Annotated in this window: 23 protein-coding genes; 13 read left to right on the forward strand and 10 right to left on the reverse strand. The window is 66.9% G+C overall.

Going from position 1 to position 21,689, the window contains the following annotated elements:
• Positions 1 to 99 precede the first annotated feature (99 nt).
• Entirely contained in the window at positions 100 to 3,015 is a 2,916-nt protein-coding gene (locus BM365_RS07925) for a TonB-dependent receptor (RefSeq protein WP_093488094.1), read from the forward strand.
• 108 nt (positions 3,016 to 3,123) lie between these two features.
• Here the strand turns inward: BM365_RS07925 and BM365_RS07930 are convergent, their stop codons facing one another.
• The gene (locus BM365_RS07930) at positions 3,124 to 4,464 is read right to left on the reverse strand and encodes a pectate lyase family protein (protein WP_093488095.1); all 1,341 of its coding nucleotides are present in this window, start codon (positions 4,462 to 4,464) and stop codon (positions 3,124 to 3,126) included.
• Positions 4,465 to 4,634: 170 nt separating this feature from the next.
• Here BM365_RS07930 and BM365_RS07935 point away from each other — a divergent pair, with 170 nt between their 5' ends.
• The 10 genes from BM365_RS07935 (at position 4,635) to BM365_RS07980 (ending at position 15,096) form a co-directional block, all read left to right on the forward strand.
• Positions 4,635 to 5,471, forward strand: a complete 837-nt coding sequence (locus BM365_RS07935; protein WP_175502083.1) for a 2-keto-4-pentenoate hydratase — start codon at positions 4,635 to 4,637, stop codon at positions 5,469 to 5,471.
• On the forward strand, positions 5,468 to 6,463 hold the full coding sequence (locus BM365_RS07940) for a TRAP transporter substrate-binding protein (protein ID WP_093488096.1): 996 nt from the start codon (positions 5,468 to 5,470) through the stop codon (positions 6,461 to 6,463). Before BM365_RS07935 ends, BM365_RS07940 begins: the two co-directional genes overlap by 4 nt.
• A gap of 12 nt (positions 6,464 to 6,475) precedes the next feature.
• Positions 6,476 to 6,991: a TRAP transporter small permease gene (locus BM365_RS07945; RefSeq protein ID WP_093488097.1), complete on the forward strand. Its 516-nt coding sequence runs from the start codon at positions 6,476 to 6,478 to the stop codon at positions 6,989 to 6,991.
• 3 nt (positions 6,992 to 6,994) lie between these two features.
• Positions 6,995 to 8,278, forward strand: coding sequence for a TRAP transporter large permease (locus BM365_RS07950; protein ID WP_093488098.1), 1,284 nt, complete (start codon positions 6,995 to 6,997; stop codon positions 8,276 to 8,278).
• A complete protein-coding gene (pelA, locus tag BM365_RS07955) occupies positions 8,275 to 9,408 on the forward strand; it encodes a pectate lyase (protein ID WP_093489594.1) in 1,134 nt (377 codons plus the stop codon). The genes BM365_RS07950 and pelA overlap by 4 nt, the downstream gene beginning before the upstream one ends.
• A 68-nt stretch (positions 9,409 to 9,476) precedes the next feature.
• Positions 9,477 to 11,009, forward strand: a complete 1,533-nt coding sequence (locus BM365_RS07960; RefSeq protein ID WP_233210949.1) for a family 43 glycosylhydrolase — start codon at positions 9,477 to 9,479, stop codon at positions 11,007 to 11,009.
• 50 nt (positions 11,010 to 11,059) lie between these two features.
• Complete coding sequence (locus tag BM365_RS07965; protein WP_093488099.1) at positions 11,060 to 12,115, forward strand: LacI family DNA-binding transcriptional regulator; 1,056 nt, start codon at positions 11,060 to 11,062, stop codon at positions 12,113 to 12,115.
• A 129-nt stretch (positions 12,116 to 12,244) separates the two neighbouring features.
• Positions 12,245 to 13,093 carry a 5-dehydro-4-deoxy-D-glucuronate isomerase gene (gene kduI / locus BM365_RS07970; protein ID WP_093488100.1) on the forward strand — a complete coding sequence of 283 codons (849 nt, stop codon included), beginning with the start codon at positions 12,245 to 12,247 and terminating at the stop codon, positions 13,091 to 13,093.
• 32 nt (positions 13,094 to 13,125) lie between these two features.
• Positions 13,126 to 13,884: a 2-dehydro-3-deoxy-D-gluconate 5-dehydrogenase KduD gene (kduD, locus tag BM365_RS07975; protein WP_093488101.1), complete on the forward strand. Its 759-nt coding sequence runs from the start codon at positions 13,126 to 13,128 to the stop codon at positions 13,882 to 13,884.
• An 87-nt stretch (positions 13,885 to 13,971) separates the two neighbouring features.
• The gene (locus BM365_RS07980; protein ID WP_093488102.1) at positions 13,972 to 15,096 is read left to right on the forward strand and encodes a cupin domain-containing protein; all 1,125 of its coding nucleotides are present in this window, start codon (positions 13,972 to 13,974) and stop codon (positions 15,094 to 15,096) included.
• A 46-nt stretch (positions 15,097 to 15,142) separates the two neighbouring features.
• Here the strand turns inward: BM365_RS07980 and BM365_RS07985 are convergent, their stop codons facing one another.
• From BM365_RS07985 to BM365_RS08010, 6 genes are all read right to left on the reverse strand, one after another.
• Positions 15,143 to 15,589 (reverse strand): hypothetical protein, encoded by a 447-nt coding sequence (locus BM365_RS07985; protein ID WP_093488103.1) that lies wholly within the window; start codon positions 15,587 to 15,589, stop codon positions 15,143 to 15,145.
• Positions 15,590 to 15,632: 43 nt separating this feature from the next.
• Positions 15,633 to 16,355, reverse strand: a complete 723-nt coding sequence (locus tag BM365_RS07990) for an HAD family hydrolase (RefSeq protein WP_093488104.1) — start codon at positions 16,353 to 16,355, stop codon at positions 15,633 to 15,635.
• 128 nt (positions 16,356 to 16,483) lie between these two features.
• Complete coding sequence (locus BM365_RS07995; RefSeq protein WP_093488105.1) at positions 16,484 to 16,801, reverse strand: hypothetical protein; 318 nt, start codon at positions 16,799 to 16,801, stop codon at positions 16,484 to 16,486.
• Between the two features lie 25 nt (positions 16,802 to 16,826).
• Positions 16,827 to 17,141, reverse strand: coding sequence for an EF-hand domain-containing protein (locus tag BM365_RS08000; RefSeq protein WP_093488107.1), 315 nt, complete (start codon positions 17,139 to 17,141; stop codon positions 16,827 to 16,829).
• A 139-nt stretch (positions 17,142 to 17,280) separates the two neighbouring features.
• Positions 17,281 to 17,658, reverse strand: a complete 378-nt coding sequence (locus BM365_RS08005; RefSeq protein ID WP_093488109.1) for an EF-hand domain-containing protein — start codon at positions 17,656 to 17,658, stop codon at positions 17,281 to 17,283.
• Positions 17,659 to 17,868: 210 nt separating this feature from the next.
• Positions 17,869 to 18,264: a hypothetical protein gene (locus tag BM365_RS08010; protein WP_093488111.1), complete on the reverse strand. Its 396-nt coding sequence runs from the start codon at positions 18,262 to 18,264 to the stop codon at positions 17,869 to 17,871.
• A 170-nt stretch (positions 18,265 to 18,434) separates the two neighbouring features.
• Here BM365_RS08010 and BM365_RS08015 point away from each other — a divergent pair, with 170 nt between their 5' ends.
• Positions 18,435 to 19,070 (forward strand): NAD(P)H-binding protein, encoded by a 636-nt coding sequence (locus BM365_RS08015; RefSeq protein ID WP_093488113.1) that lies wholly within the window; start codon positions 18,435 to 18,437, stop codon positions 19,068 to 19,070.
• A gap of 7 nt (positions 19,071 to 19,077) precedes the next feature.
• Here BM365_RS08015 and BM365_RS08020 read toward each other — a convergent pair whose 3' ends face one another.
• The 3 genes from BM365_RS08020 to BM365_RS08030 all read right to left on the reverse strand — a co-directional run bounded on the left by BM365_RS08020 (position 19,078) and on the right by BM365_RS08030 (position 20,961).
• Positions 19,078 to 19,527 (reverse strand): DUF4920 domain-containing protein, encoded by a 450-nt coding sequence (locus BM365_RS08020; RefSeq protein WP_158253537.1) that lies wholly within the window; start codon positions 19,525 to 19,527, stop codon positions 19,078 to 19,080.
• Positions 19,528 to 19,583: 56 nt separating this feature from the next.
• Entirely contained in the window at positions 19,584 to 20,087 is a 504-nt protein-coding gene (locus BM365_RS08025) for a hypothetical protein (protein ID WP_093489598.1), read from the reverse strand.
• Between the two features lie 88 nt (positions 20,088 to 20,175).
• Positions 20,176 to 20,961, reverse strand: a complete 786-nt coding sequence (locus tag BM365_RS08030; protein ID WP_093488117.1) for a lytic transglycosylase domain-containing protein — start codon at positions 20,959 to 20,961, stop codon at positions 20,176 to 20,178.
• 155 nt (positions 20,962 to 21,116) lie between these two features.
• Between BM365_RS08030 and ppa the strand changes: the two genes are divergently transcribed.
• Complete coding sequence (gene ppa, locus BM365_RS08035) at positions 21,117 to 21,671, forward strand: inorganic diphosphatase (RefSeq protein WP_093295280.1); 555 nt, start codon at positions 21,117 to 21,119, stop codon at positions 21,669 to 21,671.
• Positions 21,672 to 21,689 lie beyond the last annotated feature (18 nt).

Below are 21,689 nucleotides of genomic sequence, written 5' to 3' on the forward strand. Positions count from 1 at the left end.
ATTTTTCGTACGCCGAGTCTGGAATCTGGGGAGTTTCCACACGTCGCCGGCGCCGCCCGGCGCGCTCACATGATTGGCAACCCTTGGGAGGGGGACGTCATGACGCATCAGCCATATCGCCGGAAGACACCGGTGTCCGCACTCGCGTTCTCGATCGCCATCGCGCTTCATGTACCTGCATTCGCACAGTCTCAGGACGCGCAGACCTCGCCACCGGCCGCGACCGATCTGGATCGCATCGAAGTCGTCGGCACCTTCCGTGCCAGCCTCGAGAAGGCACTGGAAGAAAAACGCTACAGCGCCGAGCAGATCGACGCGGTCGTAGCCGAAGACATCGGCAAGTTTCCCGACCTCAACCTGGCCGAAGCGCTGCAGCGCATTCCCGGCGTCGCGATCGATCGCGATGCCGGCGAAGGTCGCTCGATCACCGTGCGCGGCCTGGGCCAGGATTTCACCCGCGTGCGCATCAACGGCCTGGAAGCACTGGCCACCACCGGCGGCACCGACAGTTCCGGCGGCGCCAACCGCGGCCGCGGTTTCGACTTCAACGTGTTCGCTTCCGAACTCTTCAGCAAGCTGACGGTGCGCAAGACGCAATCGGCACAGGTGGATGAAGGCTCGCTCGGCGCCACCGTCGACCTGCGCGGCGCGCGCCCGTTCGACTACGAAGGCTTCACCGCGACCGCAACCAGCCAAATGGGCTACAACGATCTGTCAAAGGACTGGGACCCGCGCTTCTCCGCGCTGATCAGCAATACCTGGGCCGACGGCCGGTTCGGCGCGTTGCTCTCCGCCGCCTACAGCGAGCGGCACCTGCTCGAAGAAGGCTACAGCGCGGTGCGTTGGGACAACGGCGCTTCGTCGAACGGGTTCTGCAGTCCGGTTGGCTATACGCCGCAGAACAACACCAACAACAGCGGCCGCGGCACCACCGCGCTGAACTGCTCCACCGGCAATCCGCGTCCGGCCAACACACAGGCGAACAACGATGCCTACCGTCTCGCATCCGCGGCCACCACCTTCCACCCGCGCCTTCCGCGCTACGGCCGACTGACCCACGACCAGGAACGCCTGGGCGTCACCGCCGCACTGCAGTTCAAGCCCAGCGACCGCACACTGCTGAGCTTCGACGCGATGTACTCGAAGCTTGATGCGACACGCCAGGAGGATTTCCTGGAGACCATCTCGTTCAGCCGGTCCAATGCGCAGGGCGGCAAGTACGAGACGCACGTGCTGCAGGCGGAGGTCGATGCGCGCGGCAACCTGGTCTACGGCGTGTTCGACAACGTGGACGTGCGTTCCGAATCTCGCTTCGACAAGCTGTCCACCGAGTTCAGCCAGTACAGCCTGACGCTTGAGCAGGACATCACCGACCGGTTGAAGCTGACGGCCCTGGCCGGCACGTCGCGCTCGGAATTCAACAATCCCGTGCAGACCACAGTCACGTTCGACATCCAGAACCTGGATGGCTACAGCTGGGACTACCGTGGCAACAGCCGACTGCCGGTAATCACGTACGGCAACCTCGATGTGACCGATCCCGCGTCCTGGCGGTGGATCAGCAGCCCGGCCGCCAATACGACGGGTTCGGAGATCCGCATCCGCCCGCAAGGCGTAGACAACACGTTCGATACCGGCAAGCTCGACCTCGACTTTGCGATCAACGAAACGTTCACCCTGCGCGGCGGCCTGTCGTACAAGCGCTTCGACATGGATACGTGGGAGTTCCGCCGCAGCAGCGAGACCTCGGTGCCGGCGCTGCCCACCGGCACGACCGTGGCCGACATTTCCACGCTGGTGACCGGCTTCGGTCGCGGTCTGGACGGCCGCGGTCCGAGCGCGTGGCTGATCCCGGACCTCAACGCGATCGCCAGCCTGTTCAACATCTACTGCAACTGCAACACCGGCGTGCCCGGTGGTGACTTCACCCTCACCAGCATCACCAACGGCAACGCGCGCGGCAACAATCGCAGCATCAGCGAGGAGGACTGGGGCGGCTACCTGCAGCTGGACTTCAACACCGACCTAATCGGCCGGCCGCTGCGCGGCAACCTGGGCGTGCGCCATGCCACGACCGACATCGAGGCCAGCGGTTACACCTCCGTAGGGGGAGGCAGCGCGGTGACGGTGAGCAACGACTACAAGGACTGGCTGCCCTCGTTGAACCTGGCATGGGACATCACCGATGACGTCGTGTTGCGCTTCGGCGCGGCGAAGGTCATGGCGCGTCCGCAGTTGGGCAATCTGTCGCCCGGCGCGGGCATCACCACGACCGGTTCACCGAACATCCGCGTGGGCAATCCGTACCTGCAGCCGTTCCGCGCCAAGACCTACGATTTCAGCGCAGAGTGGTACTTCGCTGAAGATTCCGTGCTCTCGCTGGCGCTGTTCTACAAGGACATCGAAACCTACATCCAGGAGCTGCGCGAGAACATCGCCTACCGCGACACCGGTCTTCCGCTCGAATGGGTGCCATCGACGTTCTGGGATGTCGAGTTCGATGTGCGCACGCCGATCAACACACCCGGCGGCCCGCTGAAGGGATTCGAACTGAACTACCAGCAGCCGTTTACCTTCCTGCCTGGCGGATTCCGTCATTTCGGCGTGCTGCTCAACTACACGCACGTGGAATCGGACATCGACTACGCCGTGCCCGGCAGCTTCCCGGTGACCTACATCGCCAACGATCTGGTCAACCTGTCGCCCGATTCCTACAACGCCACGCTCTACTACGACAACGATCGCTTCAGCGCGCGCGTCTCCACCTCGTTCCGTGACGACTACCTGCAACGCGTTCCCGGCCAGAACAACAACGACGTGGAAGGCAAGCGCAGTGCCCGCAGCGTGGATGTCTCGATGTCGTACAAGTGGAACAAGCGCCTCACGCTGACGCTCGAGGGGCTCAACCTGACCGACGAGTTCAACGATCAGTATGTGGATTCGATCGGCGATCGCGCGTCCGTCTACCACCACACCGGCCGGCAGTACTACGTCGGCGCGCGATTCAACTTCTGAGCCTTGCGTACGGATCGCGCCGGAGACGACGTGGTCGACGGCGTCCATGAAGAAAGGGTCCGCCTTGCGGCGGACCCTTTCGATGCACTCGCTGGCGTTCGTTTGCGATCAGCGCAGCGGTTCGCCGCGCGGATAGCCCGCCAGCGGCTCCATGACGTCCAGGTTCCATTCGCTTTCGACGAACGGTTTGCGCGCTTCCTTGTACTGCGGGTAGCCACCGACCTGCTCTTGACTGTCGATGATCTCGCCGCGCCCCTCGATGACGTCGGCCACGATGCGGCGATCGATCAGATCGCGGTTCCACGGCGTTGCACCCACGTTCTCGATGACGGAGTCCTGGACCTTCTCGGATGCCAGCAGCGTCACCCCGAACGGCAAGGCGGGCGCGCTCTTCACCCGATTGAGCTTCAGCGGCGCAGTCGTATAGCTGCCGGTGTCCTGGATGCTCTTGTTGCCCACGCGGTCCACCACCAGGTTGTCCTGCAGGTACAGGTCCAGGTCGCCGGACCCGCCGATCATGAAGAAGGCCAGCGGCTCCGTGGAGCGGCCCGCACGCATGACGTTGCCACGCACCGCCATTTCCCCGCGCGAATACGGATGCCCCAGCCATTCCTCGGCGATCAGGTTGTAGTGGATGGCGCGCTGGCCCGGGTTGTAGATCAGGTTGTTGACGACCTGCCCGCGCGCGCCACCCTTGAACAGCGGGCTACGCTCGTAGTTGTGCGCGTACAGGTTGCCGACGATCAACACCTCGTTGACGTGGTCGTGGATCAACGACCCCTTGGAATGCTCACCCTTGGGATGGGTGGCGTTCGCCAGCCCTTCGCCGACGATATTGTTGCTGTAAGTGATCCTGCGCGACGCATTGGCCATCCACTCGGCTTCGGATTCGCCGTGGAAGCGCGTGCTGGACGCCGACAGGTTCTCGTCCGTCGCCCAGGTGAGCGAGCAGTGGTCGACGATCACGTCGTGCGCGCCGCGTACGGTGGTGATCGCATCGATATCACCGGAGCGCTTGGCCATGCCACCGTCGCCCGGACGGATGCGGATGTGGCGGATCACCACGTCGTGGGTGGCGATGGTCAGGCCGCCCTTGATGATCGTCACGCCCGGATGCGGTGCGGTCTGGCCCGCGACGGTGAGGAAAGGCTCGGAGATGCGGAGCTCCTTCATCCCGAGGTCGATCACGCCGCCGACCTCGAACACCACCGTGCGCGGCCCCTTCGCCATCAGTGCGGCCTTGAGCGATCCGGGTCCCTCGGCCGCCAACGTCGTCACGCGCAGCACCGTGCCACCACGACCGCCCGGCGTATGCGCAGCGCTGCCTTGTGCACCTGGGAAGGCCAGCGGTCGCGTGTCGGCCGCCCAGGCGGTTGCCATCGCGGCTATGAGCAGCGTGAAGGCCAGCAGGCGGGCACCTGCCAGCGGGGGGATACGGATATGAAGCATTGGCTCCCTCCCAGGAGTGGATCGATGCATCGTGGCATCGGGTGGGTTTTTGCGGCAGTGCACATTGTCAATGACACCGGTTTACCATATACAGGCCACAGCGGCGCTGTCACTCGGCAGTGCAACAAACGGAGTGGGGAGAAACCCTCTTGAGCAATGACAGCAGCGCCCTGGCGGGCCAGCGCGCCGAAGCCCCGGAACTGGCGGCCATCGCGGACAGTTTTGTCGCGGCCCGCCGACAGGGCCGAGCGCTCCAGGGCTTTCCCGGCGACATCCCCGCCGACCTCGTGACCGCGTACCGCGTGCAGGATTTCGCGATCGCACAATGGCCGGACCGGGTGGTCGGATGGAAGGTGGGCTACATCGCACCGGAGCGCCGGGATGTCTCTGGCGACGAGCGCCTGCTGGGGCCCATCTTCGCCCGCGCCCTGCAAATGACCACCGGTGGTCAGAACGCCTTCCACGTCTTTGCCGGCGGGTTCGGCGCGGTCGAGGCCGAGTACGTACTACGCCTGGACACCGACGCTCCAGAGAGCAAGACCGACTGGACGCCCGAGGAGGCGGCGGCGCTTCCGTCCACGCTTTTCATCGGCATGGAAGTCGCCAGCAGCCCGCTGGCCACGATCAACCAGTTGGGACCGCGCGTGGTGGTCTCCGACTTCGGCAACAACAACGGGCTGGTGATGGGCGCGGAAATCCCGGGCTGGGCCGCACGCAGCGACGCATCGTTGACCTGCAGCACCTGGATCGACGGCGTACGCGTCGGACAAGGTGGCGCCACCACCCTGCCCGGCGGCCTCCGTGCCGCATTCGCGTTCGCGCTGTCGCGTTCCGCGCGGCGCGGCCGCCCCTTGAAGGCCGGCGACCTGATCGCGACCGGCAATGCGACCGGCATCCACGACATCCTGCCGGGCCAGGTCGCACGCATCGACTTCGACCAGCATGGCAGCATCGAGTGCCGGGCCGTGGCCGCGATCGCGCAGGACGAGGGAGACTGGCGCGCATGATGAACCGTCGTCGTTTCCTCGGTGCCGGCTTCGGCGCCGCCGTGGCCGCCCCGCTCGTTGGCGCGTACGCGCAGGCCGACGAAGGCCGCCGTGTACTGACGGCGTCCGATGTGCACGTGAAGGACTATCCCACCGTCGAGGCGGTCCGCTGGATCGGCGACGCGATGGCGCGCGAGACCGGTGGCCGCCTGACGCTGCGGCAGTACCACTCCGGGCAACTGGGCCGCGAAGCGGAAGCCATCGACATGGCGCGCTTCGGGGTGATCGACATCACCCGCGTCTTCTCCGGCGCACTGAACAACGCGCTGCCCCTGACCCAGGCGCTGTGCCTTCCGTACGTGTTCGATTCGGTCGCGCACCAGCGGCGCGTCATCGACGGCGACGTCGGCCAGGCCGTGCTGGACAGTTTCGACGCCCGCGATCTCGTCGGCCTGGCGATCTACGATTCCGGCGCGCGCTGCTTCTACAACAACAAGCGCCCGATCACGAAGCCCGCGGACCTGCACGGCATGAAGATGCGCGTGGCGGCGTCCGACATCTTCATCCGGCTCATCCGCCTGCTCGGCGCGAATCCCACGCCGATGTCGCTGGGCGAAACGTTCTCGGCGATGGAGACCCACATGATCGACGGCGCCGAGAACAACATGCGTAGTTTCCACTCCAGCCGTCATTTCGAAGCCGCGAAGTACTGGTCGGAGACGCGCCATTCCTACGCGCCCGATGTGCTGGTGATGTCGCGCGCGAGTTTCCAGTCCCTGCAGCCGAAGGATCGCGAGTTGCTGGTGCGGCTGGCGCGCGAGTCCGTGCCGATCATGCGCGCCAAGTGGGATGCCTCCGAGAGCGAGGCCCGCACGGCCGTGCTGGAACATGGCATCCAGACGAACGAGGTGGATATCCCTGCGTTCCGCAAGGCTGCGCAGCCCCTGTTGGATGCGTACCACCGGCAGCCGCAGATCGAAGCTCTTTACCGTCGCATCCGCGACCTGGCCTGACGAGACACCATCATGACCGAGACCGCCGCTTCCGTTCCGGCCGGCCCCGTGCAGCGAGCGCTGGACCGCCTCGCCGATGCCGCCATCGCCATCGCCGCCACCGCGCTGGTGGGGTTGGTGGTCGTGCAGGGCTGGCAGGTATTCACCCGCTATGTGCTCAACGATTCGCCCAGCTGGACCGAGCCAGTCACGCTGCTGCTGCTGAGCACTGCGATGAGCCTCGGCGCCGCTGCGGGCGTGCACACCAACCGGCATTTCAGTTTCCATCTGCTGGCCGAAAGCCTGCCGGCCGCTGGCCGTCGCTTGCTGGCGGTAGCGCGTCCGCTGCTGATCGCTGCGGTGGGCGCGATGGTCGCCGGCTGGGCCGCCGTGCTGTTGCTCGACGGCCTGGACATCAAGATCGCCGGGGCATCGATGCCGCAGAGCATCAACTACCTGCCGCTCTCGATCAGCGGCGCGCTGATCTGCCTGTTCGCACTGAACATCGCGTGGAAGGCCCTGCGGCCCGCGCGAGAAGAAGGAGTCTGATCCGTGGCCATTGCCATCCTGTTGGGCGCCTTCGTCCTGTTGCTGCTGTTGGGTGTTCCTGTCGCGTTCGCGCTCGCGGTCGCTGCGCTGGCCACTCTGCTCTACCTCGATGTCCCCTCGATCGTGCTCGTGCAGCAGATTTCCGCTGGTTCCGGCTCGGTCTCGCTGATTGCGATCCCGCTCTTCATCTTCGCGGGCGAACTGATGCTGAGGGGCGGCATTTCCGAACGCCTGATCGCGCTGGCGTCGTCGCTGGTCGGCCGCATGCGCGGCGGCCTGGGCCAGGTCAGCGTGCTGTCGTCGCTGTTCTTCGGTGGCGTGTCCGGTTCGGCGCTGGCCGACGTCTCCGCCGTCGGCGGCACGATGATCCCGCAGATGGTGAAGCGTGGTTACGACGTGGACTACGCCGTGAACGTCTGCATGACGGCCGCACTGGTCGCACTGCTGGTGCCGCCGTCGCACAACCTGATCCTCTTCTCGGCGGCGGCCGGCGGCGGCATCTCGATCGCCGACCTGTTCGCCGCAGGCATCGTGCCGGCCTTGCTGATGACCGTCGCGATGATGGTCACCGGCTACGTGGTCGCCCGCCATCGCGGCTATGGCACGGAACCTTTCCCCGGCTGGCGCGCCGTCGCCCTGCGCCTGGTGGGCGCCCTCCCCGGCCTGGGCCTGGTCACGTTGATCTTCGTCGGCATCCGCGCCGGCATCTTCACCGCCGTGGAATCGGCGGCGATCGCGGTGGTCTACGCTCTGCTGGTGACTTCATTGCTGTACCGCCAGCTGCGCTGGGCCGAGTTCCGCGGCGCCGTGGTGCATGCGGCGCGCACGACCGGCGTGATCCTGTTCGTGATCGCCACGGCCGCCGTGTTCGGCTGGCTGCTGGCCTACCTGCAGGTGCCGGCGGCGGCGGTGGAGTTCCTGCAGTCGATCGCCGACAGCCAGCGCACGGTGCTGCTGATGATCGTGGTGATCCTGCTGGTGCTGGGCATGTTCATGGACCTCGCACCGAAGATCCTGATCTGCACGCCGATCTTCCTGCCGGTGGTGAAGGCGTACGGCATCGACCCGATCCACTTCGGCCTGGTGATGGTGCTCGCGGGCGGCATCGGCCTGGTCACACCGCCGGTCGGCTCGGTGCTCTTCATCGGTACGTCGATCGGCAAGATCACGGTCGCGCAGAGCATGCGCACGATCTGGCCGTTCTGGCTCGCCGCACTGGTCGTGCTGCTGATCGTGGCGTTCTTCCCGGAACTGTCGCTGTGGCTGCCGCGGGCGCTGAAGGGATGAAGCGCGCGAGCGCCTTCGCCGCGGGATGGCTGCTCGTGGCATCGCCCGCCTGGGCGGCAGGTCCGCCGTCGCCGTCGCTGGCGGGCTTCGAGGACGCCATCCACCATTGGCGCAACGTGCATGGCGACGCCTATCCGCGCTATGCACCGGACCAGGTCGCGCCGATCGCCGACAACATCCTTCGTTATCAGCGGATCGATGGCGGCTGGATCGAGAACCAGGATCCGGCGCGGATCCTGGACGATGCCGAGAAAGCGCGTTTCGATGCCGAAGCGGACAAGTCCGGCGGCAGCTTCGACAACCGTAACATCTACACGCAGGTGGACTACCTCGCCACGGCGTACGCGATCACCGGTGATGTGCGGTATCGCGACGGCAGCCTGAAGGGCTTGAAGTTCACCCTGGCGCAGCAGATCCCCTCGTGCGGGGGGTGGCCGCACACGGTGCCTGCCACGCAGTCCTACCACCCTCACATCACTATCGCCGACGACGTGACCGTCGGCGTGCTGGGCACGCTGCGCAAGGTGCTCAGCGACGAGCGTCGCTACGCCTTCGTCGATGCCGCGCTGCGCGCGCGCGTGCGGTCAGCCGTCGATGCGGGTGATGCCTGCCTGCTGCGGCTGCAGGTCCGCCAGGGCGACGCACTGGCGGGTTGGGCGGGCCAGTACGACGCGCAGACGCTGACGCCCGCGCAGGGCCGCAAATTCGAATTGCCTTCGATCACCGGCCAAGAAACCGTCGGCGTGGTGCGCTATCTGATGTCGATTCCCGACCCGTCGCCCGACGTAGTGAAGGCGGTCGACGGTGCGGTCGCGTGGCTGCGCCGTGTGGAAATCACGGGGTGGCGCATCGAGACGTTCGAGGCGCCCGCCGAGCAGTTCCAGTACCACAGCAGTACGAAGGACCGCCGGCTGGTGGCCGATCCGACGGCCTCCGGCCTATGGGCGCGCTTCTACGACGTGAAGGACAACAGCGCCTTCCTCGCGACACGCGATAGCCGACGCGTCGCACGCTACGAGGACATCCCGCGCGAGCGGCGCACCGGTTACGAGTGGTACGGCAGCTGGCCGAAGCGGCTGCTGTCGAAGGAATACCCGCAATGGAAGGCGTCGCATCCGGCGGCGCCCTGAGGAAGTTCCGCATGCCGTTGATCAGGTTCATCGCCGTCGCACTGTCCTTCTGCGTCGCCTTCGAGGCGATGGCCGCGGACACCACAACTCCCGCCTGGAAGCGCGGCATCGAGCACCAGCGCCAGGCCGACCTCGGCGACGGCACGTTCCTCAATCCGGTGCTGGCGGGCGATCGTCCCGATCCATCGGTGCTCAAGGATGGCGACGACTACTACCTCACGCTGTCGTCGTTCACGGCGTATCCGGGCCTGCCGGTGTGGCACTCGCGCGACTTGGTCAACTGGCAGCCGATCGGCCATGCGATCACGAAGAACGTCGGCTCTATCTGGGCGCCGGATCTGGTCAAGCACCAGGGCCGCTACTACATCTATTTTCCGGCGCGCGTGGGCGGAACGGAATCGCCACGGCGCAGCAACTTCGTCGTGTGGGCCGATAACATCCGCGGGCCGTGGAGCGAACCGATCGACATCGGCCTGCCGGGCCACATCGACCCCGGCCACGCGGTGGGCGAAGACGGCAAACGCTACCTGTTCCTCAGCGGCGGCGACTATGTGCAGTTGGCCGACGACGGTCTGAGCACCGTCGGCGCGGTGAAGCATGTCTACGACGGTTGGCGCTATCCCGAATCCTGGGACGTCGAAGGCTATGCGCAGGAAGGCCCGAAGATCACCTTCCGCAACGGCTGGTACTACATGGTCACGGCGGTCGGCGGAACCGCGGGGCCGCCCACCGGCCACATGGTGATCGTCGCGCGTTCGCGTTCGATCCACGGTCCTTGGGTGAACGCACCCAACAATCCCGTGGTGCGCACGACCTCGCGCGACCAGTACTGGTGGTCGCGCGGCCATGCGACGCTGGTCGAGGATGCCGCGGGCCAGTGGTGGATGATCTACCACGGTTACGAACACGACTTCTGGACGCTGGGCCGGCAGGCGCTGCTCGATCCGATCGAGTGGACGGAGGACGGCTGGTTCGTCGCCAAGGGCGGCGACTTGAGCCAGCCGCTGCGCAAACCCGCGGGCCAGGCGCTGGCGCCGCACGGGATGGCGCTGTCGGACGACTTCCGCGGCGGCAAGCTCGGCCCACAGTGGGCCTTCTACGATCCGGCGCCGGACGAATCCCGTCGACTCACTTTCGGCGATGGCGTGATGACGCTGCAAGGCAAGGGCACTGCGCCGCGCGACAGCTCGCCGCTGGGCATCATCGCGGGCGATCTGGCCTACCAGTTCGAGGTCGAAATGGAGGTCGAGCCCGGCGCGCAGGGTGGCGCGGTGCTGTTCTACAACGACCGCCTGTATGCCGGCGTGGGCAGCAACGGGGAACAGTTCGTGATGCACCGCTACGGCCTGGAGCGCCCCGGCAAGCTGGCCCCGAGCGCCAAGGGCGGCAGGCTCTGGCTGCGGGTCACCCACAACCGCCATGTCCTCACGATCCATACCAGCACGAACGGCAAGACTTGGACCAAGTACCCCGTCCAGATGGAGGTCTCCGGCTACCACCACAATGTGGCCGGGGGCTTCCTCGCCCTGAAGCCGTCGCTGTACGCCGCTGGCCAGGGCAAGGTGCATTTCCGTAATTTCCGCTATCGCGCGCTGGACTGACCCCCAGCCGCTAGAATCCTCCCGACCGACGACCGGACCCGCATCGCCCCATGCCCGCGCGCAAGAAGCCCGAAAGCCCTGCCAGCCTGCCCACCGGTGGCAAGGCCGCCACCATCAACGACATCGCGCGGCTGTCCGGTGTTTCGAAGAAAACGGTGTCGCGGATCATCAACCACTCGCCACTGGTGCGGAAGGACACGCGCGAGAAAGTCGAGACGCTGATGCGCGAGGTCGGCTACGTGCCCGACCCGATGGCGCGCGGCCTGGCCTTCCGCCGTTCGTTCCTGATCGGCATGGTCTACGACAACCCTACCGCGCAGTACATCGTCAACATGCAGTACGGCGCGCTGGACGCGTTGCGCGATTCGGGTTTCGAACTGGTGGTGCATCCCTGCGACAGCCGCAGCCCCGGCTACATCGATGGCGTGCGCCGTTTCGTGCAGCAGCAGAAGCTGCATGGCGTGATGCTGGTGCCGCGCGCATCCGAGGACCAGGCGCTGGCCGACATGCTGGCGGAGATCGGGTGCCGCTATTCGCGTATCGCATCGGTCTCGATGGACGAGCCGTCGCGCATGGTCGTCACCCACGACCGCGACGGTGCGGCCGAAGCGGCGGAATACCTGCAATCGCTCGGCCATAGCGACATCGCGCTGATCACCGGCCCTGCCGCGTATCGGTCGTCGATCGAGCGGACCGACGGCTTCCTGCAGGCGCTGGCGAAGCGGGGCCTCGAGTTGCCGAAGTCGCGCATCATCGAGGCGGGCTACACCTTCGAGTCCGGCGTGGTCGCGGCCGAGAAGCTGCTGTCCGGCAAGAACCGCCCCACCGCCATCTTCACGGGCAACGACGAAATGGCGGCCGGCGTCTACAAGGTGGCGATGCGTGCCGGGATCAGCATCCCGCGCCAGCTGTCGGTGGTCGGCTTCGACGACAGCCCGCTGGCCTCGCGCCTGTGGCCATCGCTGACCTCCGTCCGCCGCAACACCCGCGATACCGGTCGGACCGCAGCTGCCATGCTGATCCAGCCGGAAGGCACGCCCGTGCTGGCCGCCGCCAGCATCCGCCCGCACCTGATCATCCGCGACTCCTCCCAGCCCCCTGAATAATCCGCAGTAGCGGCCTCGGCGCCCCTGCCGCACCGCAAAATGACACCGGTTACCAAAGTCCGTAGAATCCACCCCACATCTCTTACCGACGCCGCCGCACGGCGCGTCCGCACCGACGGAGCCCCGCCCATGTTCTGCAAGACCTACCACGCCACCCACCCGGACATGATGGACGGCGCCACCAACGACCAGCTGCGCGACCGTTACCTGATCGGCAACCTGTTCGCCGACGACACGGTGCAGCTGAACTACTCGCATAACGAGCGCTTCGTGATCGGCGGCGCCGCGCCGGTGTCGAAGAAGGTCGACCTGCCTCGCCAGACCGAGCCCGCCTCGGCTGCCGGCAAGCCGTTCCTGGAGCGTCGCGAGCTGGGCGTGATCAACGTCGGCGGCGGCGCCGGCAAGGTCACCGTCGACGGCACGACCTACGCGCTGGGCCCGAAGGACGGCCTGTACGTGGCCATGGGCAGCACGGACGTGGCGTTCGAATCCGACGACGCGTCGAACCCCGCCAAGTTCTACCTGACCTCCACGCCGGCGCACGCGCGCTTCGAAACCAAGCAGCTCTCGATCAAGGATGCCGTCGCGCTCGAGCGCGGTGCGCTGGAGACCAGCAACGAGCGGACGATCTACCAGTTCATCGTGCCGGCGACCTGCCAATCCTCGCAGCTGCTGCTCGGCCTGACCGTGCTGAAGACCGGCAGCGTGTGGAACACCATGCCGCCGCACCTGCACGACCGCCGCAGCGAGGTCTATTTCTACTTCGACCTGGCCGACAACGACCGCGTCTACCACTTCATGGGCGAGCCCGACGCGCAGCGCCACATCGTCGTGCAGAACGACGAGGCCGTCGTGTCGCCGCCGTGGTCGATCCACATGGGTTCGGGCACCAGCAACTACGCCTTCATCTGGGCGATGGGCGGCGAGAACATGGACTACACCGACATGCACGTGCTGGACATCTGCCAGCTCAAGTAACCGCGCCACCCAACATCCGAGGGGAACACACGATGGCACGCAATCCTTTCAGTCTCGAAGGCAAGGTCGCATTGGTGACCGGCGCCAACACCGGCCTGGGCCAGGGCATCGCGCTCGCGCTGGCCGAAGCGGGCGCCGACATCGCCGCCGCCGGCATCGTCGAAGCCGCGGACACCGGCGAGAAGGTGCGCGCGCTGGGCCGTCGCTTCCTCAACCTGGAAGCGAACCTGATCAGCATCGATCCGGTCGAACGCCTGGTGAAGGAAACCGTCGACGGCCTGGGCGGGCTGGACATCCTGGTCAACAACGCCGGCCTGATCCGCCGCGCCGACGCAGTGGACTTCAGCGAGAAGGACTGGGACGACGTGATGAACGTCAACATCAAGTCCGCCTTCTTCATGTCGCAGGCGGCAGGACGCCATTTCATCGCGCAGGGCAGCGGCAAGATCATCAACATCGCTTCGATGCTGTCGTTCCAGGGTGGCATCCGCGTGCCGTCGTACACGGCGAGCAAGTCGGGCATCGCCGGCATCACCCGCCTGCTCGCCAACGAGTGGGGCGCCAAGGGCGTGAACATCAACGCCATCGCACCGGGCTACATGGCCACCGACAACACCGCGCAGCTACGCGCCGACGAAGACCGCAACAAGGCCATCCTGGACCGCATCCCGGCGGGCCGTTGGGGCGAGCCGTCGGACCTGGGTGGCACGGCCGTGTTCCTGTCCTCGCGTGCGTCCGACTACGTCAACGGCGCCGTCATCCCCGTCGACGGTGGCTGGCTGGCGCGCTGAGTTTCCTCCCCCTTTGCTGCAGCGACACGGGCCGCGCCCCTCTCCGACGCGGCCCGTGTCGTTTCCGCCTTCCGACATGGTGCCGCCATGATCCGTCCGCTCGCCGCGTTGATCCTGATTGCCGCCCTGCCTTCGCTCGCGTGCGCCGCGCCACCCCGGCAGGTCTTCATCGTGGGCGACTCCACGGCCAGCGCCTATGGCCCGGAACGCGCGCCGCGCGAGGGGTGGGGGCAGCAGTTGCAGGGCTTCCTCGACCCGAAGGCATTCGTCGTGCGCAACCATGCGCAGAGCGGGCGCAGCGCGCGCAGTTTCGTCGCCGAAGGCTGGTTCGACGGCATGGCGAAGGACGTGCGCAAGGGTGACGTGCTGCTGATCCAGTTCGGCCACAACGACGAGAAGATCGAAGACCCCACCCGCTATAACGAGCCGCAGCGCGCGTTCCCGGAGTGGCTGATGCGCTACGTCGAGCTCGCGCGTGCGAAAGGCGCCACGCCCATCCTGGTGACGCCGGTGGCGCGCAGGAAGTTCGATCGCGGCCAACTGCTCGATACGCATGGCGTGTACGCACAGGCCGTGCGCGACCTGGCGCAGCGGGAACGCATCGGCCTGATCGACCTGACCACCCTGAGCATGGACTGGCTTCGAGCGGCCGGCGACGAAGCGAGCAAGGCCTACTTCATGCACGTGCCGGCGCAGGACCAGCAGGACGACACCCACTTCCAGCAGCGCGGCGCCGTGATGGTGGCGTGCCTGGTAGTGGGAGGCTGGAAGCAGGTCGATCCCGCGCTCGATGCGCACGTGACCCGCGATACGGACTGCGGCGCGCCCGCTACCGCACTGGCCGACCGCAAGGCCCAGCCGAACCCGTCGCTCATCGCGCACGAGCGCGACATCGCCGTGGAGCAACCGGGTCCGCACGGCGGCGCGGGAACCACCACGGCGTATCCTTTCTTTCGCGAGGCGCCCGCGCTCGGCTTCGAGTTCCGCAAGCGCGTGCTGCACAAGGGTGCCGGCATCGGCCTGCACCAGCACCACAAGGACGAGATCTACTACGTGCTCAGCGGGCGCGGCGTGTACGAGCTGGATGGCGTCGCGCAGGTGGTGCAGGCCGGCGATGCGATGCTGACCCGTCCCGGCAGCACCCACGCGATCCGTCAGGACGGCGAAGAGGATCTGGTGTTGTTGATCATGTACGGGAAAAAGGCGCCGTAGTACCCGTCTTCGGGCAAGAGCGCACGCGCTGCAGTGGATGCCGCGACTACGGCTGCGGCCGATCCCAACGACGGTAGGTTGCCTCCAGCGCACTACGTAGGCGACGGTACTGCGGGCTGCCCGGCTCGGCCTGCAGGCGCCCGGCGACGGCTTTCCAACCGCCCTCGTGATCGCGCGACCATTCGCGCACGACCGCGCGGCAGGGTTGTCCCACGATCTGCGCCAGCGCGCACGCCATGAAGATGTCGCCGGCGGTCCAGTTGGGCTGTTGCTGCATCGCTTCGACGTAGCCACGCGGTACCGCGTAGTAGCGCGACATCTCGTCGGCGAATGCGGCGGGATAACGCGCGGCGTAGTCGTTGATATCGACCAGGTGCCGATCCACCGCGGCGTCGCCCGTCGCGGGCGTGTACACCGCAGCGTTCTGCGCGCCGGCAAATGCGACGACCGCCAGGCAGGCCAACAGGATCAGGATAGGCAGCGCGCGCTTCATGCCGCCATTGTGCCGCAGCGCCAGCGCGGGCGCTTCGTCGTCATCAGGCGACCGGAGTGGCTTCGATCGCCGCGAGCGCCGCGACCAGCTGATCGGCGCTCTCCACCACGCGCAGGCGCGGCGCGTCGTGGGCGACGCCGTGTTCGGCTTCCAGCGCCCAGGTCACGTGGTAGGGCATGTGGATACCCCAGCCACCCAGCCCGAGCACCGGTTCGATGTCCGATCGCAGCGAGTTGCCAACCATCGCAAACGCGTCGGGCGCCACCTCGAGTTCGCGCAGCACGCGGGCGTAAGTGACCTCGTCCTTCTCCGACACCACCTCGATGCGGTGGAACAGATCGGCGAGGCCGGATTGCGCGATCTTGGCCTCCTGGTGGAACAGATCACCCTTGGTGATCAGCACGATCTCGTGGTCGGCCGCGATCTGCGCGACCGCGTCGCGGATACCCGGCAGCAGGTCGACGGGGTGCAGCAGCGTGGCGCGCCCGATCTCGATGACGCGATGCAGGTCGCGGGCGCTGATGCGTTCTTCGGTCAGCTGGATCGCGGTTTCCAGCATCGACAGGGTCATGCCCTTCACGCCGTAGCCGAAGATCTTCAGGTTCCGGCGCTCGACCTCCAGCAGGTGGCCATGCGTCCGCGGATCGGCCAGATCGATGTATCCGCCGAGGATCGCTTCGAAGTCCGCTTCGGCCTGGCGGTAATAGTCCTCGCTCTTCCAGAGCGTGTCGTCGCCGTCGAAGCCGACCCATTGGATGCGCGCCATGCGGAAGCCTGTCTTCGTCGCTGGAGGGGCGCGCAGGATAACAGCCCCGACTTTCCGCGCGCGTCACGAAGATGGCCGCCTTGCGGCGGCCATCCTGATCAGCGGTTGCTCACGCCATGCACGCGAACTTATCCGCCGCTGGCGGGCTGCGTGGTGCTGCCGTCGGCCGGCGGCGGCGTGGTTTCCGGCGCATTCGGGTTCGCCGGCGGCGGCAGGTTCGGGTCCGTCGGCGGGGCGTTCGGGTCCGTCGGCGCGGTCGGATCGACCGGCGTCGGTGCCGGCGGCGCGACATCGGTCGGCGGCGTGGTTTCGACCGGCTCCGGCGCCGCAGCAGCAGGGGTGTCTTCCGGCTTCGGGCCACAAGCCGTCAGCAGGCCCGCGCCGAGCACGGCGGTGCCCAGGAGCAGCAGCGGCTTGTCGAGCAATCGGTGGATGCGTGTGTTCATGGTGTTCTCCAGGTGGGGGAAGGGATCAGGACTGGCCCTGCGCGTAGACCGCGTACTCCTCGGGCGTCAGGCGGCCATCGGCATCGGTATCGAGCGTGCCGAAGGCCTGCGCGAGCGGCGGATCCACCGCGGCCTCATCCTTGCTGATGGCGCCGTCGGCGTTCGCATCGAGTTCTGCGAAGGGCTTCGGCGATGAGGGGGCTGGCGCGCTGTGAGGCGGTGCCTGCGGCTCGTCCGCGCTGCGCGAGGCATCCTGCGCGTGCGCGAGCGATGCGCCCGCAGACGCCGCGACCGCAAGTGCGATCGCGAGGCCGGAGTAGCGCCAGATGGGGGGCGTCATGGGGTAGCTCCTGTACTGACCACGCCGCTTCGTTCAAGCGTGGACGCATGAAGCGGAAAAGGCGGCACGCCGGCCGCCTCTCCCGGTGAAGCATGCGTCGCGCGATGGCGCGACGTCACGCCGTTGTTACCGCAAGTGCTTACTTCTGCTCGCCGTAGTTCTTGCTCACGAACGCCTTGTACTCATCGGCCGTCAGCGAACCGTCGGCATTGGCATCGGCCTGGTCGAAGACCTGGCTCAGGCCCGGGTTGGCCGCGGCTTCTTCCTTGCTGATGTTGCCGTCGCCATTGGTGTCGACATCGGCCCAGCCCTGCTTGCCACTGTCAGCGGCCGACTGCGTGCTCTGGGTCGGGCTCTGCGTGGCCGAACCGGTCGCCTGCTCGGCGGTGGGCTCGGTCTGCTGCGCCTGCTGCGTGGCGGCGTCTTCGGTCTTCTCCTGGGCGAACGCCAGCGGCATGGCCAGCGCAGCGCTCAGGGCAACCAGGGCGATCAGCGGGGTGCGGGTGTTCTTCGTCATGTCAGTGCTCCGTCTGTCTTCGTAGGAAGTGCGTCCGATTTGCGCACGGCCCCACCTTGCAGCGAAGCGTCTGAACGAAAATTGCGCGCCGATATGAACGTGCACGCAGGCTTAACCACGCGCGTCGTGGCATCGGGTAGCCGGGTGTTATGGCGTGGTGATCACGTAGTTGTCACTTCGTGGAATGCGTGACGTCGCGCAGGATTGAAGTTACGCGCCCGTTTTTTCCTCGCTGTTCGCCGATGTTCCGTCCGGCGTTTTTTTGCTGAACCATTGCCAACCGAGCGCGACGCCACTCAATGCGCCCGCGATCTCGAGGACCACGCGCGAACCGAGGGACTCGGCATCGTGGATGCCTTGCAAGGCGAGGCGCGCGTACAACGGCGACTCCAGCCGGCTGATGCCTAGATAGAACAGGTTCCACGTATCGATGCCTGCGCCGATCAGTACGGCGGACACGCAGGCCCACCCCACGGCATGTCCGATCGACCATCCCTGGCGACCGCACAGCCAGTGCCAGACCAGGAAGCACAGCAGACCGATGACGAAGGCGATCAGGCCGGCTTCGAGCGCACCCAGCACGCCATAGTGGAGCGGGAGGTTCATCGGGTGCGCTCCCGGGTCCATTCGAACGCAGGAGCGATAACGGAGGCAGCAGGCATGGGGTGGCGCTCCGGGCGCCCGGGTTCGTGGCCGACAGGGAAGCGTAACCGAAGCGTCTGTCGCGGATGCGCCCGGCTGGCATGATGCGGTCTCCCGATAGGTGGAATCCCCGCATGAGCCGTCTTCTGTTGGCAGGCGCCACCGGCCTCATCGGCCAAACAGCTCTGGCCCTTGCGCTTGCGTCACCGCGCGTGACCCACGTGATCGCGCCCACGCGCAGGCCACTGCCCGCGCACCCGAAACTGCTGAATCCGGTGGTGGACTTTGATGCGCTACCCGGCGACGCCGACTGGTGGCAAGTGGATGCCGTTGCCTGTGCGCTGGGCACGACGATCCGCGATGCCGGTTCACAAGCGGCCTTCCATCGCGTGGACCACGACTATCCGCTGGCCATCGCCCGGTTAGCCCATGCGCATGGCGCAAGGTCGTTCGCGCTCGTGTCGGCATTGGGCGCCGACCCGGACTCACGCGTGTTCTACTCGCGCACGAAGGGCGAAGTGGAACAGGCGCTGGGCGCCAGCGGCTTCGATTCACTGACGCTGCTGCGACCAGGCCTGCTGGGCGGCGATCGCACGCAGCACCGCGCAGGAGAACGCTGGGCGCAGCGGATCCTGGGCACGCTCGGTCCTGCCGTTCCGCGCCGCTACCGCGTAGTGCCGCCGGAGCGGGTCGCGGCCGCACTGCTCGACGCTACGCTGGACGCGCGCCCAGGGCGCCACGTCGTGCCGTCGGAACAACTGCTCGGTTGAACGGCGCTCAGGCGCCGGGATCGTCGGCCAGCACCTGCACGCCATCGGCGACGATGCGGTACTCCATCGTGGGCACCTGGGCACCCGGCGAGGTTTCCTTCGCGGTGTGTTCGCGCGCCGCCCGCGACAGCGTCACCTTCGACAGCACGCCATGCACCTGCGCCGGTCCGCGCACATCCTTCGGCACGTAGAAGTCGTGATCGCCCAGCAGCACGCGCGCACCCTGCCCCGCGTCCTCCAGCATCACCCAGCAGCCCTTCTTCTGGCACACGTCGACGACGCGACCGCTGAAGACGCGCGACTGCCCCTCGTGCGCCGCCGGATCGGCCAGCGCCTGTGCGAGCGGTACCACCGGGCCTGCCGGCATGTCCGCACCGAACTTCTCCCATGCGCCGTCAGCCGCATTCGCGGCAGCCGCGGACACCATCAGACCCACCATCACCAGCACACGACGCATCGGACGTACTCCTTCCAGGGAAGCCCGCATCATAGCCGTGCGCTGATGGCGTGGGCTCAGTGCAACAAGCCGTGGTGAACGAGTTGAAGGCGCTGGGTACCGGCAGCGGTGATGGCATCGCTCGCCCGCTCCAGCAGGCGCTCGTCCTCGTCATCGATCACCACCAGCACCTTGCCCGCCTCGATCTCGTTGCGGTAGTCGCGGCGGACCTCACTGGGTACAGAGGACCCGGCCAGCGCTGCGGCCCAGCCGCCGACCAGTGCACCGACCAGCGTGCACAGCAGCACCGCGACCAACGGAATGCCCACCGCAGGTATCGCCATCGCGAGCAGGCCGATCACCAGGCCGACTACGCCGCCACCAACCAGGCCGCGCAGGGCGGCCGGCATGAAATCGGTAGGCGAGCCTTCCTTCTCGGCATCGGGCATCTGGGTCATCTCGATCTCCGGACGGCCAACGAGGGCGGCGTGGTCCGGCTGGATGCCCATATGCAGGGCTACATGCAGCGCCGCTTCGGCGGTGTCGATATCCGGGGCGCTGAATACGCGTCGCGTCTTCATGGCGGTCTCCTGGCCGGCGCGTAGGTCCGGCCGTAGCGACACCGTAGGCCCGGCCATGGGAGCGCAAGGTGAAGAACGCGGGCCCGGCTTAGAGCGCGGGCCGTTCCGGCGCTTGTTTGCGGCCCATCGCGCGCAGGTAGAGCTCGTACAGCGCCGTGACCTTGGAGACGTACTCCTGCGTTTCCGCATAGGGCGGCACGCCGCCATAGCGCGACACCGTGCCGACCCCGGCGTTGTAGGCCGCGGCCACCAAGGTCAGGTCGCCCTTGTAGCGTGTCATCAGCAGGCGCAGGTGGCGTGCGCCCGCGTTGATGGATTCGGCGGAAGAGAACGGATCGGCGACGCCGTACTCCTTGGCCACGTCCGGCATCAGTTGCATCACGCCCATGGCGCCTTTCGGGGATACGGCCTTCGCGTCGAAATCGCTTTCCGCATGCGCCACCGCGCGCAACCATGCGTCGTCCACACCCGTCTGGCGGGCGGCCGCCTTGAACTCCGTGGGATACCGGTCAAGCCGGGGCTTGCCGACCCGGCCCAAACCCGGATGCGCCGGCTCGCCGGGCGGCGTCTGCACGGTGAACTTCAGGTAGGGCGTGGATCCCGGCAGCTTGCGGGTGGAGTACACCTTCTGGCCGTCCTGCTCCCGCTCGTACAGGGTGCCGCTGAACACGCCCATCGAGCCCCATAGGTTGGGGGTGCTCACGGCGTTGTCGTCGATTTCCTTGGCCGTGCACTTGGAGCCCGGCTCGGGCGCGGTGGCCAGGCTGACCGTCCCGCCCTGCACGCACCGGTAGACCGTGCGCGCGCCCGCGTCGGCGCTGGCCAGGGCCAGCACCGTCAGCAGGAGGCCGGCGGCGGTTCGCAGGGGATGCATGGGCGGCGGATTCTAGGGCCCGGAAGCTGTAAGACAGCCTGAATCACGTCCCCGACGCCGACGGCCGGCCAATTCCGGCCCCAGTCCTGCTGCGCCGCAGCAGCCAAGCGCGTAAAATGCGGACCCTCTTTCACCGCACCCCCTCGGAGTACGCAATGGGCCTGGATCTGGTCACCGCCGGCAAGAACCCGCCGGACGAAATCAACGTCATCATCGAGATCCCGAAGGACGCCGAGCCGGTGAAGTACGAAGTGGACAAGGCCAGCGGCGCGATCTTCGTCGACCGCATCCTCTCTACCCCCATGCGCTACCCCTGCAACTACGGCTACGTGCCGCACACCCTGTGCGGCGACGGCGATCCGGCCGACGTGTTGGTCGTGCTGCCGCTGCCGCTCATTCCCGGCTCGGTGATCCGGTGCCGCCCCGTCGGCGTGCTGCGCATGAGCGACGAAGCCGGCAGCGACGAGAAGCTGCTGGCCGTGCCGGTGGACAAGGTGTTCGCCGGTTACAGCCACATCAGCGATATCGACCAGGTCAGCCCGCACTGGCTGGAGCGCATCGGCCACTTCTTCGAGCACTACAAGGATCTGGAGAAGGGCAAGTGGGTCAAGCTGGACGGCTGGGGCAATGCCGCCGAAGCCAAGGCGGTGCTGGTCGACGCCATCGCCCGCCAGGCCGCGCAGCCGGAAGACGAGAAGCACAAGTTCTGATCGCGCCTCCGCGTTGCA

It is taken from the genome of Pseudoxanthomonas sp. YR558 (assembly GCF_900116385.1).
Classification (GTDB): domain Bacteria; phylum Pseudomonadota; class Gammaproteobacteria; order Xanthomonadales; family Xanthomonadaceae; genus Pseudoxanthomonas_A.

Coding starts and splice junctions, on each gene's coding strand:
- kduI (WP_093488100.1), top strand. CDS start 12,245: ATGTTCTGCAAGACCTACCACGCCACCCACCCGGACATGATGGACGGC.
- BM365_RS08020 (WP_158253537.1), bottom strand. CDS start 19,527: ATGCGTCGTGTGCTGGTGATGGTGGGTCTGATGGTGTCCGCGGCTGCC.
- BM365_RS07990 (WP_093488104.1), bottom strand. CDS start 16,355: ATGGCGCGCATCCAATGGGTCGGCTTCGACGGCGACGACACGCTCTGG.
- BM365_RS08010 (WP_093488111.1), bottom strand. CDS start 18,264: ATGAACCTCCCGCTCCACTATGGCGTGCTGGGTGCGCTCGAAGCCGGC.
- BM365_RS08000 (WP_093488107.1), bottom strand. CDS start 17,141: ATGACGCCCCCCATCTGGCGCTACTCCGGCCTCGCGATCGCACTTGCG.
- pelA (WP_093489594.1), top strand. CDS start 8,275: ATGAAGCGCGCGAGCGCCTTCGCCGCGGGATGGCTGCTCGTGGCATCG.
- BM365_RS07925 (WP_093488094.1), top strand. CDS start 100: ATGACGCATCAGCCATATCGCCGGAAGACACCGGTGTCCGCACTCGCG.
- ppa (WP_093295280.1), top strand. CDS start 21,117: ATGGGCCTGGATCTGGTCACCGCCGGCAAGAACCCGCCGGACGAAATC.
- BM365_RS07980 (WP_093488102.1), top strand. CDS start 13,972: ATGATCCGTCCGCTCGCCGCGTTGATCCTGATTGCCGCCCTGCCTTCG.
- BM365_RS08015 (WP_093488113.1), top strand. CDS start 18,435: ATGAGCCGTCTTCTGTTGGCAGGCGCCACCGGCCTCATCGGCCAAACA.
- BM365_RS08025 (WP_093489598.1), bottom strand. CDS start 20,087: ATGAAGACGCGACGCGTATTCAGCGCCCCGGATATCGACACCGCCGAA.
- BM365_RS07995 (WP_093488105.1), bottom strand. CDS start 16,801: ATGAACACACGCATCCACCGATTGCTCGACAAGCCGCTGCTGCTCCTG.
- BM365_RS07940 (WP_093488096.1), top strand. CDS start 5,468: ATGATGAACCGTCGTCGTTTCCTCGGTGCCGGCTTCGGCGCCGCCGTG.
- BM365_RS07930 (WP_093488095.1), bottom strand. CDS start 4,464: ATGCTTCATATCCGTATCCCCCCGCTGGCAGGTGCCCGCCTGCTGGCC.
- kduD (WP_093488101.1), top strand. CDS start 13,126: ATGGCACGCAATCCTTTCAGTCTCGAAGGCAAGGTCGCATTGGTGACC.
- BM365_RS08030 (WP_093488117.1), bottom strand. CDS start 20,961: ATGCATCCCCTGCGAACCGCCGCCGGCCTCCTGCTGACGGTGCTGGCC.
- BM365_RS07945 (WP_093488097.1), top strand. CDS start 6,476: ATGACCGAGACCGCCGCTTCCGTTCCGGCCGGCCCCGTGCAGCGAGCG.
- BM365_RS08005 (WP_093488109.1), bottom strand. CDS start 17,658: ATGACGAAGAACACCCGCACCCCGCTGATCGCCCTGGTTGCCCTGAGC.
- BM365_RS07985 (WP_093488103.1), bottom strand. CDS start 15,589: ATGAAGCGCGCGCTGCCTATCCTGATCCTGTTGGCCTGCCTGGCGGTC.
- BM365_RS07960 (WP_233210949.1), top strand. CDS start 9,477: ATGGCCGCGGACACCACAACTCCCGCCTGGAAGCGCGGCATCGAGCAC.
- BM365_RS07965 (WP_093488099.1), top strand. CDS start 11,060: ATGCCCGCGCGCAAGAAGCCCGAAAGCCCTGCCAGCCTGCCCACCGGT.